General features: G+C 72.1%; 16 protein-coding genes. 14 read left to right on the top strand and 2 right to left on the bottom strand.

The features are described from left to right. Window positions 1-32: 32 nt before the first annotated feature. On the top strand, window positions 33-431 hold the full coding sequence (locus GA0115242_RS24685) for an OB-fold nucleic acid binding domain-containing protein (protein WP_093832059.1): 399 nt from the start codon (window positions 33-35) through the stop codon (window positions 429-431). A 3-nt stretch (window positions 432-434) separates the two neighbouring features. After that, window positions 435-1,202, top strand: a complete 768-nt coding sequence (locus GA0115242_RS24680) for a DUF3159 domain-containing protein (RefSeq protein ID WP_093832057.1) — start codon at window positions 435-437, stop codon at window positions 1,200-1,202. Between the two features lie 93 nt (window positions 1,203-1,295). Here GA0115242_RS24680 and GA0115242_RS24675 read toward each other — a convergent pair whose 3' ends face one another. Next, a complete protein-coding gene (locus GA0115242_RS24675; RefSeq protein WP_093832055.1) occupies window positions 1,296-1,964 on the bottom strand; it encodes a potassium channel family protein in 669 nt (222 codons plus the stop codon). Further along, window positions 1,964-2,635, bottom strand: coding sequence for a potassium channel family protein (locus tag GA0115242_RS24670; protein WP_093832054.1), 672 nt, complete (start codon window positions 2,633-2,635; stop codon window positions 1,964-1,966). Before GA0115242_RS24670 ends, GA0115242_RS24675 begins: the two co-directional genes overlap by 1 nt. A 421-nt stretch (window positions 2,636-3,056) precedes the next feature. On the opposite strand from GA0115242_RS24670, the gene GA0115242_RS24665 reads away from it, so the two are divergent. The 12 genes from GA0115242_RS24665 to cofG all read left to right on the top strand — a co-directional run. Next, entirely contained in the window at window positions 3,057-5,150 is a 2,094-nt protein-coding gene (locus GA0115242_RS24665; protein WP_256089577.1) for an APC family permease, read from the top strand. A 228-nt stretch (window positions 5,151-5,378) separates the two neighbouring features. Further along, on the top strand, window positions 5,379-6,734 hold the full coding sequence (locus GA0115242_RS24660; protein ID WP_093832052.1) for a class I SAM-dependent RNA methyltransferase: 1,356 nt from the start codon (window positions 5,379-5,381) through the stop codon (window positions 6,732-6,734). Between the two features lie 165 nt (window positions 6,735-6,899). Then, a complete protein-coding gene (locus tag GA0115242_RS24655; protein ID WP_093832050.1) occupies window positions 6,900-7,094 on the top strand; it encodes a ribbon-helix-helix protein, CopG family in 195 nt (64 codons plus the stop codon). Further along, complete coding sequence (locus GA0115242_RS24650) at window positions 7,091-7,483, top strand: type II toxin-antitoxin system death-on-curing family toxin (protein WP_093832047.1); 393 nt, start codon at window positions 7,091-7,093, stop codon at window positions 7,481-7,483. Before GA0115242_RS24655 ends, GA0115242_RS24650 begins: the two co-directional genes overlap by 4 nt. Before the next feature lie 714 nt (window positions 7,484-8,197). After that, window positions 8,198-8,815 (top strand): amino acid synthesis family protein, encoded by a 618-nt coding sequence (locus tag GA0115242_RS24645; RefSeq protein WP_093832045.1) that lies wholly within the window; start codon window positions 8,198-8,200, stop codon window positions 8,813-8,815. Between the two features lie 49 nt (window positions 8,816-8,864). Further along, window positions 8,865-10,223 carry an aminotransferase class III-fold pyridoxal phosphate-dependent enzyme gene (locus GA0115242_RS24640; protein WP_161353267.1) on the top strand — a complete coding sequence of 453 codons (1,359 nt, stop codon included), beginning with the start codon at window positions 8,865-8,867 and terminating at the stop codon, window positions 10,221-10,223. Between the two features lie 52 nt (window positions 10,224-10,275). Further along, the gene (gene hydA, locus GA0115242_RS24635; RefSeq protein ID WP_093832043.1) at window positions 10,276-11,697 is read left to right on the top strand and encodes a dihydropyrimidinase; all 1,422 of its coding nucleotides are present in this window, start codon (window positions 10,276-10,278) and stop codon (window positions 11,695-11,697) included. A 270-nt stretch (window positions 11,698-11,967) separates the two neighbouring features. Further along, on the top strand, window positions 11,968-12,975 hold the full coding sequence (locus GA0115242_RS24630; protein ID WP_093832041.1) for an LLM class flavin-dependent oxidoreductase: 1,008 nt from the start codon (window positions 11,968-11,970) through the stop codon (window positions 12,973-12,975). Between the two features lie 5 nt (window positions 12,976-12,980). Continuing rightward, entirely contained in the window at window positions 12,981-13,679 is a 699-nt protein-coding gene (npdG, locus tag GA0115242_RS24625; protein WP_093832039.1) for an NADPH-dependent F420 reductase, read from the top strand. Next, window positions 13,676-14,509, top strand: coding sequence for a nitrilase-related carbon-nitrogen hydrolase (locus GA0115242_RS24620; protein ID WP_093832037.1), 834 nt, complete (start codon window positions 13,676-13,678; stop codon window positions 14,507-14,509). Before npdG ends, GA0115242_RS24620 begins: the two co-directional genes overlap by 4 nt. Continuing rightward, on the top strand, window positions 14,506-15,189 hold the full coding sequence (gene cofC, locus GA0115242_RS24615) for a 2-phospho-L-lactate guanylyltransferase (protein ID WP_093832035.1): 684 nt from the start codon (window positions 14,506-14,508) through the stop codon (window positions 15,187-15,189). Before GA0115242_RS24620 ends, cofC begins: the two co-directional genes overlap by 4 nt. A gap of 29 nt (window positions 15,190-15,218) precedes the next feature. Then, window positions 15,219-16,621: 7,8-didemethyl-8-hydroxy-5-deazariboflavin synthase CofG (gene cofG, locus GA0115242_RS24610; RefSeq protein WP_107461473.1), on the top strand; the 1,403-nt coding region annotated here is incomplete at its 3' end.

Here is a 16,621-nt window from a genome sequence, read left to right as displayed (position 1 = left end):
GCGCTGTCGGTGCGCCCCGGTACGCTTTCGGTATGAGTGCTGTCCCTCGTTCGGAGAAGCCGGTGGGCCGGTTCCGGCGCATGCTCGACCGGCTCTCCTCGTCCCAGGAGGAGCTGGAGTCCGAGGAGCTGCGGGAGGAGGCCGAGACCTCCGGCTGCACCCGGATCGGTGACTGCCACGACCGACAGGTCGTCACCGTTACTGGTACCTTGCGCACGGTCACCCTGCGACCGCGTGCCGGGGTCCCGGCCCTGGAGGCCGAGCTGTTCGACGGTTCCGCCGCGCTGGACGTGGTGTGGCTCGGCCGGCGCTCCATCGTCGGCATAGAACCGGGACGCAGGCTCATCGCCTCCGGCCGGATCGCGATGAGCAGAGGCCGCCGGGTGCTGTTCAACCCGAAATACGAACTGAAACCCCTCGGACGGGAGTAGCCGGTGACGTCGCTCGACAAGCCGACCGAAGACACTCAGGCCGACGACGCGAGGGCGGTGACCGAGGCCGCGCTGTTCGAGGCGTTCGGCGGGGTGCGGGGCATGATCGAGACGGTCCTGCCCGGCCTCCTCTTCGTCACCATCTTCACCATCAACAAGAACCTGCACTGGTCCGCCATCGCGGCCCTGGTGGTGTCCCTGGCGCTGGTCGTGGTCCGCCTGGCCATGCGCGACACCGTGAAGCACGCCTTCAGCGGGGTCTTCGGCGTCGCCTTCGGCGTCGTCTTCGCGATGATGACCGGCAACGCCAAGGACTTCTACCTGCCGGGCATGCTCTACACGCTCGGCCTGGCGCTCGCCTACATCATCACCACCCTGTGCGGGGTGCCGCTGATGGGCCTGGTGCTCGGTCCGGTCTTCAAGGAGAACCTCTCCTGGCGCACCCGCAACCCCGGGCGCAAGAAGGCCTACGCGAAGGCCAGTTGGGCCTGGGGCCTGATCCTGCTCGCCAAGTGCGCGATCCTCTTTCCGCTCTACCTGTGGGCCGACACCGCGCAGCTCGGCTGGGTCCTGGTCGCCCTCAAGATCCCGCCGTTCCTGCTGGCCGTCTGGCTGACCTGGGTCTTCCTCGCGAAGGCGCCCGCCCCCATCGACGTCTTCGCGGAGATGGAGGCGGAGGAGAAGGCCGAGGAGGAGCGCAAGGCCGCCCTGGCCGCCGAACGCGCGGAGAACGGCGACGCGGCCGCCGGACGCCACCGCAGGGAAGCCTGAGCCTCTCCCCACCGACGCCGGAAGGGCGCCCCTCGCTCCGAGGGGCGCCCTTCCGTCATGACCGGTCCGCGGCCGGCGTCGTGCCGCGGGCCGTCACTTCTCGCGTCGCACCGACAGCAGGTCCTCCAACTGCTCCTCCCGGGCCTGCGCCGCCACGAACAGCAGCTCGTCACCGGCCTCCAGGGAGTCCTCCTGGGTCGGCGTGAGGACACGGGTGCCGCGGATGATCGTCACCAGCGAGGTGTCCTCCGGCCACTCGACGTCACCGACCTGCGTCCCCGCGAGCGCCGACTCCTCCGGCAGCGTCAGCTCGACGAGGTTGGCGTCACCGTGGCTGAAGCGCAGCAGCCGGACCAGGTCGCCGACGCTCACCGCCTCCTCCACCAGCGCGGACATCAGACGCGGCGTGGAGACCGCGACGTCGACGCCCCAGGACTCGTTGAACAGCCACTCGTTCTTCGGGTTGTTGACGCGGGCGACGACCCGCGGCACCCCGTACTCCGTCTTCGCGAGCAGCGACACGACCAGGTTCACCTTGTCGTCGCCGGTCGCGGCGATGACGACGTTGCAGCGCTGGAGCGCCGCCTCGTCCAGGGACGTGATCTCGCAGGCGTCGGCCAGCAGCCACTCCGCCCGCGGCACCCGCTCGACCGAGATGGCCGTCGGCGCCTTGTCGATCAGCAGGATCTCGTGACCGTTCTCCAGCAGCTCGCCCGCGATCGAGCGGCCCACCGCGCCGGCCCCGGCAATGGCGACCCTCATCAGTGACCGCCTTCCTCGTCGGGACCCTTGGCGAACGCCGCCTCGACCTTGTCGACCTCGTCGGTGCGCATCATCACGTGCACGAGATCGCCCTCCTGGAGCACCGTCTGCGACGACGGCAGGATCGCCTCGCCCAGCCGGGTCACGAACGCCACCCGCACGCCCGTCTCCTCCTGGAGCCTGCTGATCTTGTGACCGACCCAGGCGGCCGACGTGTGCACCTCGGCGAGCTGGACCCCACCGGTCGGATCGCGCCACAGCGGCTCGGCGCCCGAGGGGAGCAGCCTGCGCAGCATCTGGTCGGCGGTCCAGCGGACCGTCGCCACCGTGGGGATGCCCAGGCGCTGGTAGACCTCGGCGCGGCGGGGGTCGTAGATCCGGGCCGCGACGTTCTCCACGCCGAACATCTCCCGGGCGACGCGCGCCGAGATGATGTTCGAGTTGTCACCGCTGGAGACGGCGGCGAAGGCACCGGCCTCCTCGATACCGGCCTCGCGGAGGGTGTCCTGGTCGAAGCCGACACCGGTGACCCGGCGGCCACCGAACCCGGGGCCCAGACGGCGGAAGGCGGTGGGGTCCTGGTCGATCACGGCGACCGTGTGCCCCTGTTGCTCCAGGGTCTGGGCGAGAGCGGAACCCACTCTGCCGCAGCCCATGATGACGATGTGCACGACCGTCCTTCCGGTGTCAAGAGATACTGCCCAGCCACATCAGGGTCTCAGACCGACGCCCAAGCTACACACGCGCGGTAGGACGCGGGCACCCCTGTGCGCGGTTGCCCCGGGACCCCGGTGACGTCAGCGCCTGCTGATGCTCCGCACGCTCGCCCGCGCGAGGATTCCCAGGCCGACGAGAGCCGCCACGGCACCGATCAACTCAGCTGGGGCGTGCATGGGACCTCCGGAGCGGTGAACGGGGGGTGACGGCCGCGCGCACGGCAGAGGCACGGGGTCAGTCATCTAGGCACGGCCCCCGGCGCCCTAGCCGCAGACCTGCGCGATCGCCGGCCGGGCCGGGCCCGAATTCACCCGGAGGGCAGATCTGGGGTGGCGGGTGGTTGGGCACCCGTTCGAACGCCTACCATGCTGCGTTGTGTCCAAACTGACCGACGTGCCCAAACGGATCTTGATCGGGCGCGCACTGCGCAGTGACCGGCTGGGGGAGACCCTCCTGCCGAAGCGCATCGCCCTCCCCGTCTTCGCCTCCGACCCGCTCTCCTCCGTCGCGTACGCGCCCGGAGAGGTGCTGCTGGTCCTGTCCATCGCGGGTGTGTCGGCGTACCACTTCAGCCCGTGGATCGCCCTCGCCGTGGTCGTCCTCATGTTCACCGTGGTGGCGTCCTACCGGCAGAACGTGCACGCCTACCCGAGCGGCGGCGGCGACTACGAGGTGGCCACCACCAACCTCGGCCCCAAGGCCGGGCTCACCGTGGCCAGCGCCCTGCTCGTCGACTACGTCCTCACGGTCGCCGTCTCCATCGCCTCCGGCATCGAGAACCTCGGCTCCGCGATCCCGTTCGTGGTCGAGCACAAGGTGCTCTGCGCCGTCGCCGTCATCGTGCTGCTCACGCTGATGAACCTGCGCGGGGTCAAGGAGTCGGGCAAGCTCTTCGCGATCCCGACGTACGTCTTCGTCAGCGGCGTCTTCGTCATGATCGCGTGGGGCGCGTTCCGCGGCCTGGTCCTCGGCGACACCATGCGGGCACCGACCGCCGAGTACACGATCAAGGCCGAGCACCAGGGCCTCGCCGGGTTCGCGCTGATCTTCCTGATGCTGCGCGCCTTCTCCTCCGGCTGCGCCGCGCTCACCGGCGTCGAGGCGATCTCCAACGGCGTCCCGGCCTTCCGCAAGCCCAAGTCGAAGAACGCCGCGACCACGCTCGCGATGATGGGCCTGCTCGCCGTCACCATGTTCTGCGGCATCATCGTGCTGGCCCTGGTCACCAAGGTCCGGATGGCCGAGAACCCGGCCGCCGACCTGCTCCACCACGGTGTCGGCGTGGGCTCCGGATACGTCCAGAACCCGGTCATCACGCAGGTCGCCGAGGCCGTCTTCGGCAAGGGCAGCTTCCTGTTCGTGGTGCTGGCCGCGGCGACCGCGCTCGTCCTGTTCCTCGCCGCGAACACCGCGTACAACGGCTTCCCGGTGCTCGGCTCGATCCTCGCCCAGGACCGCTACCTGCCCCGCCAGCTGCACACCCGCGGCGACCGCCTCGCGTTCTCCAACGGCATCGTGCTGCTGGCCGGAGCGGCGATGCTGCTCGTGGTGATCTACGGCGCCGACTCGACCCGGCTGATCCAGCTCTACATCGTCGGCGTGTTCGTGTCCTTCACGCTCAGCCAGATCGGCATGGTCCGGCACTGGAACCGCCACCTGGCCACCGAGCGGGACGCGGGCACCCGCCGGCACATGGTCCGCTCCCGGGCCATCAACACGTTCGGCGCGTTCTTCACCGGCCTGGTGCTGGTCGTCGTCCTGGTCACCAAGTTCACCCACGGCGCCTGGGTCGCGCTGCTCGGCATGGTCATCTTCTACGCGACGATGACGGCGATCCGTAAGCACTACGACCGCGTCGCCGCCGAGATCGTCGCCCCCGAGGAGCCCGGCGACGACAGCGTCCGGCCCTCCCGGATCCACTCGGTCGTCCTCATCTCCCGCATCCACCGGCCGACCCTGCGCGCCCTCGCCTACGCCAAGCTGATGCGCTCCGACACCCTGGAGGCGCTCACCGTCAACGTCGACCCGGCGGAGATGAAGGTGCTGCGCGAGGAGTGGGAACGGCGCGGGATAGACGTCCCGCTGAAGGTCCTCGACTCGCCCTACCGCGAGATCACGCGGCCGGTCATCGAGTACGTCAAGAGCCTCCGCAAGGAGTCCCCGCGCGACGCGGTCTCGGTGATCATCCCCGAGTACGTGGTCGGCCACTGGTACGAGCACCTGCTGCACAACCAGAGCGCGCTGCGCCTCAAGGGACGGCTGCTGTTCACCCCGGGCGTCATGGTGACGTCCGTGCCCTACCAGCTCCAGTCCTCGGAAGCGGCCCGCAACCGGGCCCGCCGCCGCCAGGACTGGAGCGCACCCGGCGCGGTACGCCGGGGCCCGGCGGGGGAGCGGGGGACCGGAGAGCGGCTCGCGGGACAGCGGGCCGCGGGGGAGCGCGGGGCGGGGGAGAAGAGCGCGCGGTAGCCGGGGGCGGGCTGCGGGCGGGCGCTTCGTTGTGAGGCGTGGGGTGCCCGGGTCCGGGTTCGGGCTCGGCCGGGGCGGAAGCCGGGGCCTGACGCGGGGCGGGTCGGCCGGGGGCCTGGGCCGGGCGGGGGAGACCGGGGCAGGAACTAGACTGGTGGGCTGTTGCCGCCGGGCCCGCCGGGATCGCCGCGCGGACCGTACCCCCTCTGGATCTGGAGTCACCCCGCCATGCAGGCAGAACCGAAGAAATCGCAGGCGGGGACGGCTGAGGCGGTGTCCCTCGTGGGACGGGAGTACGAGGTCGAGGTCGGGCCCGTCGCGCACGGCGGGCACTGCATCGCCCGCACCGACGAGGGCCAGGTCCTCTTCGTCCGGCACGCGCTGCCCGACGAGCGGGTCGTGGCGCGGGTGACCGAGGGCGAGGAGGGCGCCAGGTTCCTGCGCGCCGACGCGGTCGAGATCCTCACGCCGTCGAAGGACCGCGTCGAGGCCCCGTGTCCCTACGCCGGACCCGGCCGCTGCGGCGGCTGCGACTGGCAGCACGCGAAGCCGGGCGCGCAGCGCAGGCTCAAGGGCGAGGTCGTCGCCGAGCAGTTGCGGCGGCTCGCGGGCCTGACGCCGGAGGAGGCGGGCTGGGACGGGACGGTCATGCCGGCCGAGGGGGACAAGCTGCCCGCGGGACAGGTGCCGCAGTGGCGGACGCGGGTGCAGTACGCGGTGGACGCGGACGGCAACGCGGGTCTGCGCAGGCACCGTTCGCACGAGGTCGAGCCGATCGAGCACTGCATGATCGCGGCGCCCGGGGTCAGCGAACTCGGGGTCGAGGACCGGGACTGGGCCGGGATGGCGTCGGTCGAGGCGATCGCCGCGACGGGGTCGCAGGACCGCATGGTCATCCTGGAGCCGCGTCCGGGGGCCCGCCTGCCCCTGGTGGAGCTGAACCGTCCGGTCTCGGTGATGCGGGTCGAGGAGCACGACGGCGGCATCCACCGCGTCCACGGGCGGGCGTTCGTCCGTGAGCGGGCCGACGGGCGCACCTACCGGGTGGGCAGCGGTGGTTTCTGGCAGGTGCATCCCCAGGCCGCCGAGACGCTGATGAAGGCGGTCATGCAGGGCCTGCTGCCGCGCAAGGGCGACATGGCGCTCGACCTGTACTGCGGCGTCGGGCTCTTCGCGGGGGCGCTGGCGGACCGCGTCGGGGACCAGGGGGCGGTGCTGGGCATCGAGTCCGGGAAGCGCGCGGTCGAGGACGCGCGGCACAACCTGTCCGGCTTCGACCGGGTGCGGATCGAACAGGGCAAGGTCGAGGCGGTGCTGCCGCGCACGGGGATCACGGAGGTCGACCTCATCGTCCTGGACCCGCCGCGCGCGGGGGCCGGAAAGCGGACGGTGGAACACCTGTCGTCGCTCGGGGCCCGCAAGATCGCCTACGTGGCCTGCGATCCGGCGGCGCTGGCACGGGACTTGGGGTACTTCCGGGACGGGGGGTACCGGGTGCGGACGCTGCGGGCGTTCGATCTGTTTCCGATGACGCATCATGTGGAGTGCGTGGCCATCCTTGAACCTGCTGGCAAGGCGTCCTGACCTGCGGGTTCGTAAGCGAGGGTCGTTCGGAGATCCTTGACGTCCGCAGGACGCTCGCGGCGGAGGTCCCTGCTGGACCTCCTCGTCAGGTGCCGTGGACCGCACGTTCCGAGGAGGCGCGGCTAAGACGCGCCAGCCGTGATACCGGTCAGGTATCATAGCTGTATGGCGATGACACTCCGGCTGCCCGATGACCTTGACGCGAAGCTCACCGAGCGGGCTCGTCGGGAGGGCCGCAGCAAGCAGGAACTCGCTATCGAGGCCATCCGCGACGCCCAGGACCGGGCCGAGCTGAAGGTCGATGACGTCCTGGCCGAGCTAATGGACAGCGATGCGGGGATTCTGGACTACCTGAAGTGACCGACGTGCGCCACATCCAGCTCGACGAGATCCTGGCCATCGCCCGTGCGGTCAACGGTACCGAGCACAGCGTGCGTGACATGGGCCTTCTGGTGTCAGCTATCGAGCGACCCCGCACGAATGTGTTCGGGACCGAGCTGTATCCCACGCTGCACGAAAAGGCTGCGGCATTGCTGCACTCCGTCGCCCGCAACCACGCGCTGATCGACGGCAACAAGCGCACCGCCTGGCTTGCCATGCGTGTCTTCCTGCGGTTCAACGGCGTCAGTGCCGGTATCGCCCCGCCACCCGTCTCCGTGGCCGGCCCGTTCGTCGAGGAGGTCGCGCAGGACACCATCGATGTATCGGCTGTCGCCAAGCGCCTGTCGGCCTGGTTTCCCGTTCCCTGACGTGCGACGTCGTGGGTGCGGGGCGGAATGAGATCCTCGCGGGTGTGCTCGCCGTGGCTCGGGTCGGTCCACGAAAGGGCTGACGCGCGGGCCGTCGGCCGCCGAGCCGCTCGGCGAAGAAGGAGAGCATCCCTTCGCCGCGAGCACATGAGCGACATGGTCCAAGCCGTCGCCGGCCTGCTCTCCCCTCGGCAGACCGCAGACCGCAGACCGCAGACCGCAGACCTGATCCCGGCACGGCAGATGTGAGCATCGAGCCCTGCCGAGGCCGTCGACGTCTCACCACCTGCCGTGCGCGAGGTCGACGGGGAAGCGGGCGCACGTGTGGTGCGGTGCGCTCCCGCTGACTCGTCGTCACGGTGACCCCTTCCGTTGGACAGCGCTCACTTCATGAGGCGTCCGGCCGGTGGGTGTGGGGCCCTGGTGGCGACGGCCGGGGGATCCGTCGCAGGGTGGTGTTCTCCCCCCCCCGTGCGTCATGCCGTGTGTGTGGTCGCTGCGGCGCGTCCAGCGGTCGGTTCGGGGGTCGGGGGCCGGGGGTGCGGAGGCGTCTCCGGGTGGGCGCGCCCACCCTCGGGTTCGCTGGCGGGCGGGTGATCGGGGCGCCGGTTCCGCCGTGGGGCTCGCCGCACGTCAGTCCCAGCCCAGCCTCACCCCCCGTCTGAAACGTACTCGTCCGTCACCCTTGACACCCCCCTCACCCCTCCCGACTATATGAACCAACGGTTCGCTAAGCGGACCGGGTGGGTCGATCTCTGGAGGAGAGCCGTGGGTGTTCGGGTTCGTAAGATCGTCAAGTTGCTCGATGAGACGAGGCTGGAGAACGGCCGGGACGTGGAGCCGGTGCACCGGGTCGCGTTCGTCGGCGCCGTCATCGAGAACCCGTATCCCAGCGAGTACGTCCAGGACCTCGTCACCCTCGCCGACGAACTCGGCGCCGAGATCGGCGCGTTGATCGGCCCCGCCTGCGTCGAGCTGCTGGGGGGCGAGGTCGAGGCGTTCGGCAAGGCCGCGCTCGTCGGCATCGGCGGGGAGGTCGAGCACGGCTCGGCCCTCATCCACAACCTCCGCTTCGGCAACGTCTTCCGCTCCGCCGCCGGCGGCACCGAACTGCTGCCCGCCGCCGAGAAGGTCGGCCTCCCGGGCAGCCCGATCGACATCCCGCTCAAGCACAAGCTGGACGCCAAGACGCGCTCGCACCACCAGACGGTCACGCTCCAGCTCGCCGACGTCCCCCGGCCGCGCGAGATCCTCGTGGTGTGCGCCGCCGCGAACGCCGGTCGCCCGCTGGCCCGTCTCGCCTCCTTCGGGGCCGAGACCCGCGCCAAGTGACGAGGTCCGTACCGCGCGGCGGCAGCCGCACGACGAGAAGGGCAGTCCGTTGACCATCACCGAGACCGACACCTGGACCGGGCAGCGCGTCAAGGAGGCCGACCGCGAGTACGTCATCCACTCCTGGTCCGTCCAGGGCGCGCTCGACCCCGTCCCGGTGGCCGGGGGATCCGGGTCCTGGTTCTGGGACCACGACGGGAACAGATACCTCGACTTCCAGTCCCAGCTCGTCAACCTCAACCTCGGCCACCAGCACCCCAAGCTGGTCGAGGCGATCCGCGACCAGGCCGCGCGCCTGTGCTACATCGGCCCCGGGTTCGCCGAGCGCTCCCGCGCCGAGCTGGCCGAGACGCTGGCCGCGCTCACCCCCGGCGACCTGAAGATGAGCTTCTTCACCACCGGCGGCGCCGCGGCCAACGAGAACGCGATCCGGCTCGCCCGCCATGTGACCGGACGCCACAAGGTGATCGCCCGCTACCGCTCCTACCACGGCGCCACCAACGGGGCGATGTCGCTGACCGGCGACCCGCGGCGCTGGGCCTCGGAGCCGGGCGGGATGCCCGGGGTGGTGCGGATGTTCGACCCGTACACCTACCGCTGCCCGGCCGGGCACCCGGACCCCTGCCCGGTCTGCTCCGGCGGCCCGCACCTGGAGGAGATCCTCCGGTACGAGAACCCGGACACCGTCGCCGCCGTGATCGTCGAGCCCGTGACCGGCACCAACGGCCTGATCTACCCGCCCGACGGCTACTTGCGCTCCCTGCGCGAGGTCTGCGACCGGTACGGCATCCTGCTCATCTTCGACGAGGTCATGGCGGGCTTCGGCCGCACCGGCGCGTGGTTCGCCTGCAACCACTGGGACGTCACCCCCGACATCCTCGTCACCGCCAAGGGCCTCAACTCCGGCTACGTCCCGCTGGGCGCGATGACCGTCTCGGCCCGCATCTCCGAATGGCTCCGCGACCACATGTTCTGGGGCGGCCTCACCTACGCCGGACACCCGCTGGCCTGCGCCTCCGGTGTCGCCTCGCTGCGCATCATGCAGGAGGAGAACATCGTGGAGAACGCGCGGCTGCGCGGCGAGCGCCTCGGCGCCGGGCTGGCGCGGCTCGCCGAGAGCCACCCGAGCGTCGGCGAGATCCGCGGCCGCGGCCTGTTCCACGGGGTGGAGCTGGTGACGGACCGGGAGACCCGCGAACCGCTGGTCCCCTTCAACGCCAAGGGGGCCGCCGCGGCACCCGTCGGCCGGGTCCTGAAGGCCGCCATGGCCCGCGGCCTGTATCTGACCGCCAACTTCAACGTGCTGCGGCTGACCCCGCCGCTGGTCATCGAGGACTCCGAGATCGACCTCGCGCTCGACGTGCTCGACGACGTCCTGGACCTCGCCGACGAGCACTACGCAGGGTGAGGCGCAATGCTGGGCAAGGCGCAGGCGTGCGCCGCGTGAGAGAGGGTGCGGCATGGCATCGATGCTGATCAGAGGCGGTACGGTCGTCAACGCGGACGCCGCCGTCAGAGCCGACGTGCTGATCCGTGACGGGGTCGTCGCGGCGCTCGGCACCGGAACGGACGACTGGAGCGCCGACCAGGTGGTCGACGCCGGGGGAATGCTCGTGATGCCCGGCGGCATCGACGCGCACACCCACCTCGAATATCCCATCGACGGCTTCACCACCCGCACCGCGGACGACTTCCACAGCGGGACGGTGGCCGCCGCCCACGGCGGCACCACCACGGTCCTCGACTTCGTCAAGAAGGAGCCGGGACGGAGCCTGCTCGACAGCTACCGCGCCCGGCGCGACGTCGCGGCGGCCAAGTCGGTGGTCGACTTCGGGCTGCACGCGATCGTCCCGCCCCGCGAGCAGCAGCCGGACGTCCTGGACGACCTGCGGCGCCTTGCCGGGGAGGGAGCCACCAGCTGGAAGTTCTTCATGGCCTACCCCGGGACCCAGATGGTCGACGACGGGGAGCTGCTGGCGGGCTTCGAACTCGCCCTGGAACACGGCGTCCTGCCGATGGTGCACGCCGAGAACGGCCACATGATCGCCCGGGAGACGCAGCGGCTGCTGGCCGACGGCCGGACCGCCGAGGTCTTCCACGCCAGCGCCCACGGACACGACTCCGAGGCCGAGGCCGTGCACCGCGCCATCGTCCTCGCCGAGTCCGTCGGCACCCCGCTCTACGTCGTGCACGTCTCCAGCTCCGCCGCGGCCCACGAGATCAGCGGGGCCAGGGCCGCCGGGGCCCGGGTCTGGGGCGAGACCTGCCCGCAGTACCTCGCCGTCGCCTACGAGGACTACGCCGAGCTGGGGGAGAAGGCCGCCGCCTACCTCTGCTCGCCCCCGATCCGGGAGCGCGGCAACCAGGAGGGGCTCTGGCGGTCCCTGGTCACCGGGGCGCTGTCCACGGTCGCCACCGACCACGCGGGGTTCTGCCTCCACCAGCCCGAGGACCTGCCGCCGCAGAAGCTGCGCAGCCCCGGCTACTTCCCGAAGGTCCCCAACGGCGTCCCCGGGATCGAGGACCGGCTCATGGTGCTGTGGGAGACGGGGGTGGCCGGTGGCCGGTTCGACGCCTGCCGGTTCGTGGACCTGGTCTCCACCCGCCCGGCGAAACTGTTCGGGATGTTCCCGCACAAGGGCGCGGTCGCGGTCGGCGCCGACGCCGACCTGGTGGTGTGGGACCCGGCCGCCGACCACGTGATCAGCGCGGCCGGCAGCCACATGCGCACCGACTACAACCTCTACGAGGGGATGCGGGTGACCGGCCGCCCGGTCCGTGTCCTCTCCCGGGGCGAGCAACTCGTCGGCCCCGACGGGTCCTTCGACGGGGCCGCGGGCCGGGGGCGCTTCCTCACCCGCGGCAGGCCCCAGTTGCACTGAGCCGCCCCGACGGCCGCCCGGCACACGCCGGTCGCGGTGCGATCTCCGACAGCGGTCCACGGCAGCCCGGTTGTGCCGCCCCCCCCACGGCCTCCCCGTCCTCCACGGCCTCCCCGTCCTCCACGGCCTCCCCGTCCCCCCGGCTGTACCGGATCCCCCACATCCTCCCCGCGTCACACCAGTTGACCCGTGTCCGTGCGGCGCGTGAACCCCGGTGGGGTTCCGCGCCGCCGGGCCCGGGACGCGCCTCACGAACGGAGCGGTGTCTCGATGAAACTCCCTTTGGGCATCCATGTCGGTGAACGGCTGAGCCTGGAACAGACCTACTGGCAGGCCGAGTTGGCCGACCGGAACGGGTTCGAGTCCGTCTGGGTCGCCGAGGGCAGGCTCGCCCGCGACGGCATCGTCCCCGCCGCCGTCATCGCCAGCAGGACCGACCACGTCAAGATCGGCACGGGCGTCGTCAACAACAAGAGCCGCAACGCGGCCCTGATGGCCGTCACCTTCAAGACCCTCGACGAACTCGCCCCCGGCCGGGCCATCCTCGGCATCGGCGCCTGGTGGGAGCCGCTGGCCACCAAGGTCGGCCAGCCGCTGCGCAAGCCCGTCGCCTCGATGCGCGAGTACATCACCGTCCTGCAGAGCTTCTTCCGCAACGAAGTCGTCTCCTTCGACGGCGAGTTCGTGCAGATGCGGGACGTGCGCTTCGACAGCATGTACCGGGAGAACCGGCCCGTCGACATCCCCATCTACATCGGCGCCGTCGGCCCCAGGATGCTGGAGCTGGCCGGGGAGATCAGCGACGGCGTGCACATGGACTTCCTGCTCCCGCCCTCCTACCTGGTGGGCGCCAGGGAGGCGATCGCCCGGGGCATCGCGAAGCGGACCGACGGCCGGGAGTCGATCGACCTCACCCAGATCGTCTCGTGCAGCGTCAACGACGACGACCCGCAGGAGGCCATCGACGCCTGCAAGGCGTTCCTCACCCTCTACCTGGCGCAGCAGCCGCACATCGCCGAGCACTGCGGCGTGGAACGCGAACTGGTGGACCGCATCCAGGAACGGGCCGGATGGCCCGCCACCCCCGAGGCGATCAAGAAGGCCATGCCGCTGGTCCCCAACAGCCTGGTGCAGAACGTCACCGCCTGCGGCTCCACCGACGACGTCTTCGCCAAGCTGATGGAGTACCACGAGGCCGGGGTCCGCTGCCCGATCATCTCCACCCTGGGCGACAAGGAACAGACGCTGACCCGCCTCGCCCAGGCCGCGAAGGACTGACGGCGATGAGCGACCTCCACACCGCGCCGATCGCCGTGGTCGGCGGCACCGGACCCCAGGGCCGCGGCCTGGCCTACCGTCTCGCCCGCGCCGGCCACCCGGTGGTGCTCGGCTCGCGCGACGCCGACCGGGCCGCCGGGGCGGCCGCCGCGCTGCGCGCCCTGCCGGGCGTCACCGCCCCCGTTGACGGCGCCGCCAACCGGGACGCCGTCCTGCGCGCCGCGGTCGTCCTGCTGGCCGTGCCCTACCAGGGCCACGCCGAACTGGTCGGCTCGCTGGCCGACGTCCTCGCGGGCAGGCTGATCGTCTCCTGCGTCAACCCGCTGGGCTTCGACAAGGGCGGCCCGTACGGTCTGCCCGTCGTGGCGGGCAGCGCCGCCGAGGAGGCGGCCCATCTCGTGCCGACGGCGACGGTCGTCGGCGCCTTCCACCACCTCGCCGCCCCGCTGCTCCTCGACCCGGAGGCCGACCTGAGCCACGAGGACGTCCTCGTCTGCGGCGACGACGCCCAGGCCAAGGCCCGGGTGCTGGCGCTCGCCGCACAGGTCACCGAGGGCCGCGCGGTGGACGCCGGACGGCTGCGGCTGGCCGCCCAGCTCGAACCGCTCACCGCGGTGCTGATCTCCGTCAACAAGCGTTACCGGACCAGGTCAGGGGTGGCACTCACCGGGCTGGCCCCCGCCGTCAAGGAGGAAGTGGCATGAGACTCGCCGCCGTCCAGCTCCGGGCCACCGACGACCGGGCCGAGACCGTCGAACGCGCGGGCGACCTGGTGGACGCCGCCGTCGACCAGGGGGCCGGGATCGTCCTGCTGCCCGAGCTGTTCGCCGTCCCGTTCGTCCAGCCCGACCCCGACCCGGACTACTTCCGGCTCGCGGAGAGCCTCGACGGGCCCTCCAACACCTTGGCGGCGGAACGTTCCCGCAGAGCCGGTGTCACGGTCGTCTCCTCCGTCTTCGAGGAGGGCGAGGTGCCGGGCGTCTACTACAACACCGCCTGCACCTTCGTCCGCGGCGAACTGAGGTCGGTCTACCGCAAGTCCCACCTGCCCTTCTCCAACGGCTTCCCGGAGAAGTTCTACTTCCGGCCGGGCGGCACCGAGCCCGAGGTGGTGGACACCGGCGAGACCGGCGTCGGCACGATCATCTGCTACGAACGGCACTTCCCCGAGCTGAGCCGGATCGTCGCCCTGCGCGGCGGCTCCGTCCTCTGCGTGCCGGTGGCCTCCGCGAGCGCGCCGATGCGGGAGGTCTTCCAACTGGAACTGCGCGCCCACGCGGTCTTCAACGGGATGTTCGTCATCTGCTCCAACCGCGTCGGCAGGGAGGGCGTCAAGGAGTACTTCGGGCTCAGCGCCGTCTACGGCCCCGACGGCGACGTCCTCGCCCAGGCAGCCGACGACCGCGACGACGTCGCCGTCGCCGAGGTCGACCTGGCCCGGGTGGCCGCCACCCGGCGCAGCCGCCCCTTCCTGCGCGACCGCCGCCCGGAGCTGTACGACCGGCTCACCGGAAGAGGACCGGCGTCGCCATGACCGCGCCGTGGACCGCGCTGGTACCGGCCAAGCCCCTCGCACGGGCCAAGAGCCGCTGCGCCGGGCTCACCCCCGACGCCAGACGCTCCCTGGCCGCGGCCATGCTGACCGACCTGGTGGGCCGCCTCCGCGCGGTGCCCGCCGTCCGCTCGGTCGTCGTCGTGACGACGGACCCCGAGGCGACCGGGCTCGCCCTCGCCTCGGGCGCCGCCGTCACCGGCTCGGCCCGCGCCACCGGTCTCAACGACGAGGTCGCGGACGCCCTCGCCCTGGTCGGCGGCGCCGCCCCCGCCACCGGGCTCGCCCTCGTCATGGGCGACCTCGCGGGGGCGGGCACCGCCGACTGCGCCACCGCCCTCGCCCTGGCCGCCCGCCACCGGCGCGCCGTCGTCGGGGACGCCGACGGCACCGGCACGACCCTGCTCACCCTGCGCGACCCGGCGGACTTCAGGCCCTTCCTCGGCCCCGGCTCCCTCGGCCGGTTCCGCGCCGCCGGGTACCGCGACCTCGGCGTGGCGGCCTCGTCCCCGCTGCGCCGGGACGTCGACACCGTCGCGCATCTGCTGTCCCTGCCCCCGCACACCCTCGGACCCGCCACCCGGCGGTGGCTCGCCGCCTTCCCGCCACCCGGGCCGCGGCCGGGTCCGAGCCCGCTCGAAAGGAGGGTCGGAGCACCGTGAACAGCCCCACCCCGCCCCCTCGTTCCGCCATGGACCGGGCGCTGCGCCGGGCCACCGACGCCAGGACCCTCGACGCCGCCGAGGCCGAGGTCCTGCTGCACGCCCGCGGCGCCGACCTCGACCGGCTCTGCGCGGCCGCGGCCCGGGTCCGCGACGCCGGACTCCTCGCCGCCGGGCGCCCCGGCGTGATCACCTACTCCCGCAAGGTGTTCGTCCCGCTCACCCGGCTGTGCCGCGACCGCTGCCACTACTGCGCCTTCGCCACCGTCCCGCACCGCCTCCCCGCCCCCTACCTCGGCCCCGACAAGGTGCTGGACATCGCCCGCGCGGGGGCCGCCGCGGGGTGCAAGGAGGCGCTGTTCACCCTGGGCGACCGGCCCGAGGAGCGCTGGCCCGCCGCCCGCGCCTGGCTGGACGCCCACGGCTACGACGACACCCTCAGCTACGTACGCGCCATGGCGATCCGGGTGCTGGAGGAGACCGGCCTGCTGCCGCACCTCAACCCCGGGGTGCTCTCCTGGACGGACCTCCAGCGGCTCAAGCCGGTCGCGCCGTCCATGGGGATGATGCTGGAGACGACCGCGACCCGGCTCTGGTCCGAGCCCGGCGGCCCGCACCACGGCTCGCCGGACAAGGAACCCGCCGTGCGGCTGCGGGTGCTGGAGGACGCGGGCCGCAGCAACGTGCCGTTCACCACCGGCATCCTCGTCGGCATCGGCGAGACGCCCGCCGAACGGATCGACGCCCTGCGCGAGATCCGCCGGATCTCCCTCGCCTACGGGGGGATCCAGGAGGTGATCGTGCAGAACTTCCGGGCCAAGCGGGACACGGCGATGCGTGCCGCGCCCGACACCGGTCCGGCCGAACTGGCCGCCACGGTCGCGGTGGCCCGGCTGCTGCTCGGCCCCGGCGCCCGTCTCCAGGCCCCGCCCAACCTGGTCGGCGAGGAGTTCGCCCTGATGCTGCGGGCCGGGATCGACGACTGGGGCGGGGTCTCCCCGGTGACCGGCGACCACGTCAACCCCGAGCGGCCCTGGCCCGCGATCGGGGAACTGGCCGCACGCACCCGGGCCGCGGGCTTCACCCTCCGCGAGCGCCTGACCGTCCACCCCGAGCACCTGCGGCGCGGCGAGCCGTGGCTCGACCCGCGGCTCGCCTCCCACGTGGCCGCGCTCGCCGACCCGGAGACCGGCCTCGCCGACGAGGGCGCGCGCCCCCGCGGCCTGCCCTGGCAGGAACCCGGAACCCCGCTCACCGCCACCGGCCGCACCGACCTCTTCGCCGCCATCGACACCGACGGCCGCGCCACCGACCGGCGGGCGGACTTCGACTCCGTCTACGGGGACTGGGCGTCGGTCGCCCGCGCGGTACCGGAGTCGGCCCGCGGCTGCGGGCGGACGCCCGCGCCGGACCCCGCCCCCGCCGGGCGCAC

Source organism: Streptomyces sp. SolWspMP-5a-2, assembly GCF_900091845.1.
Classification (GTDB): domain Bacteria; phylum Actinomycetota; class Actinomycetes; order Streptomycetales; family Streptomycetaceae; genus Streptomyces; species Streptomyces doudnae.
The sequence above is the reverse complement of the archived record's forward strand: the minus strand, read 5'-3'. Positions and strand labels throughout refer to the sequence as shown.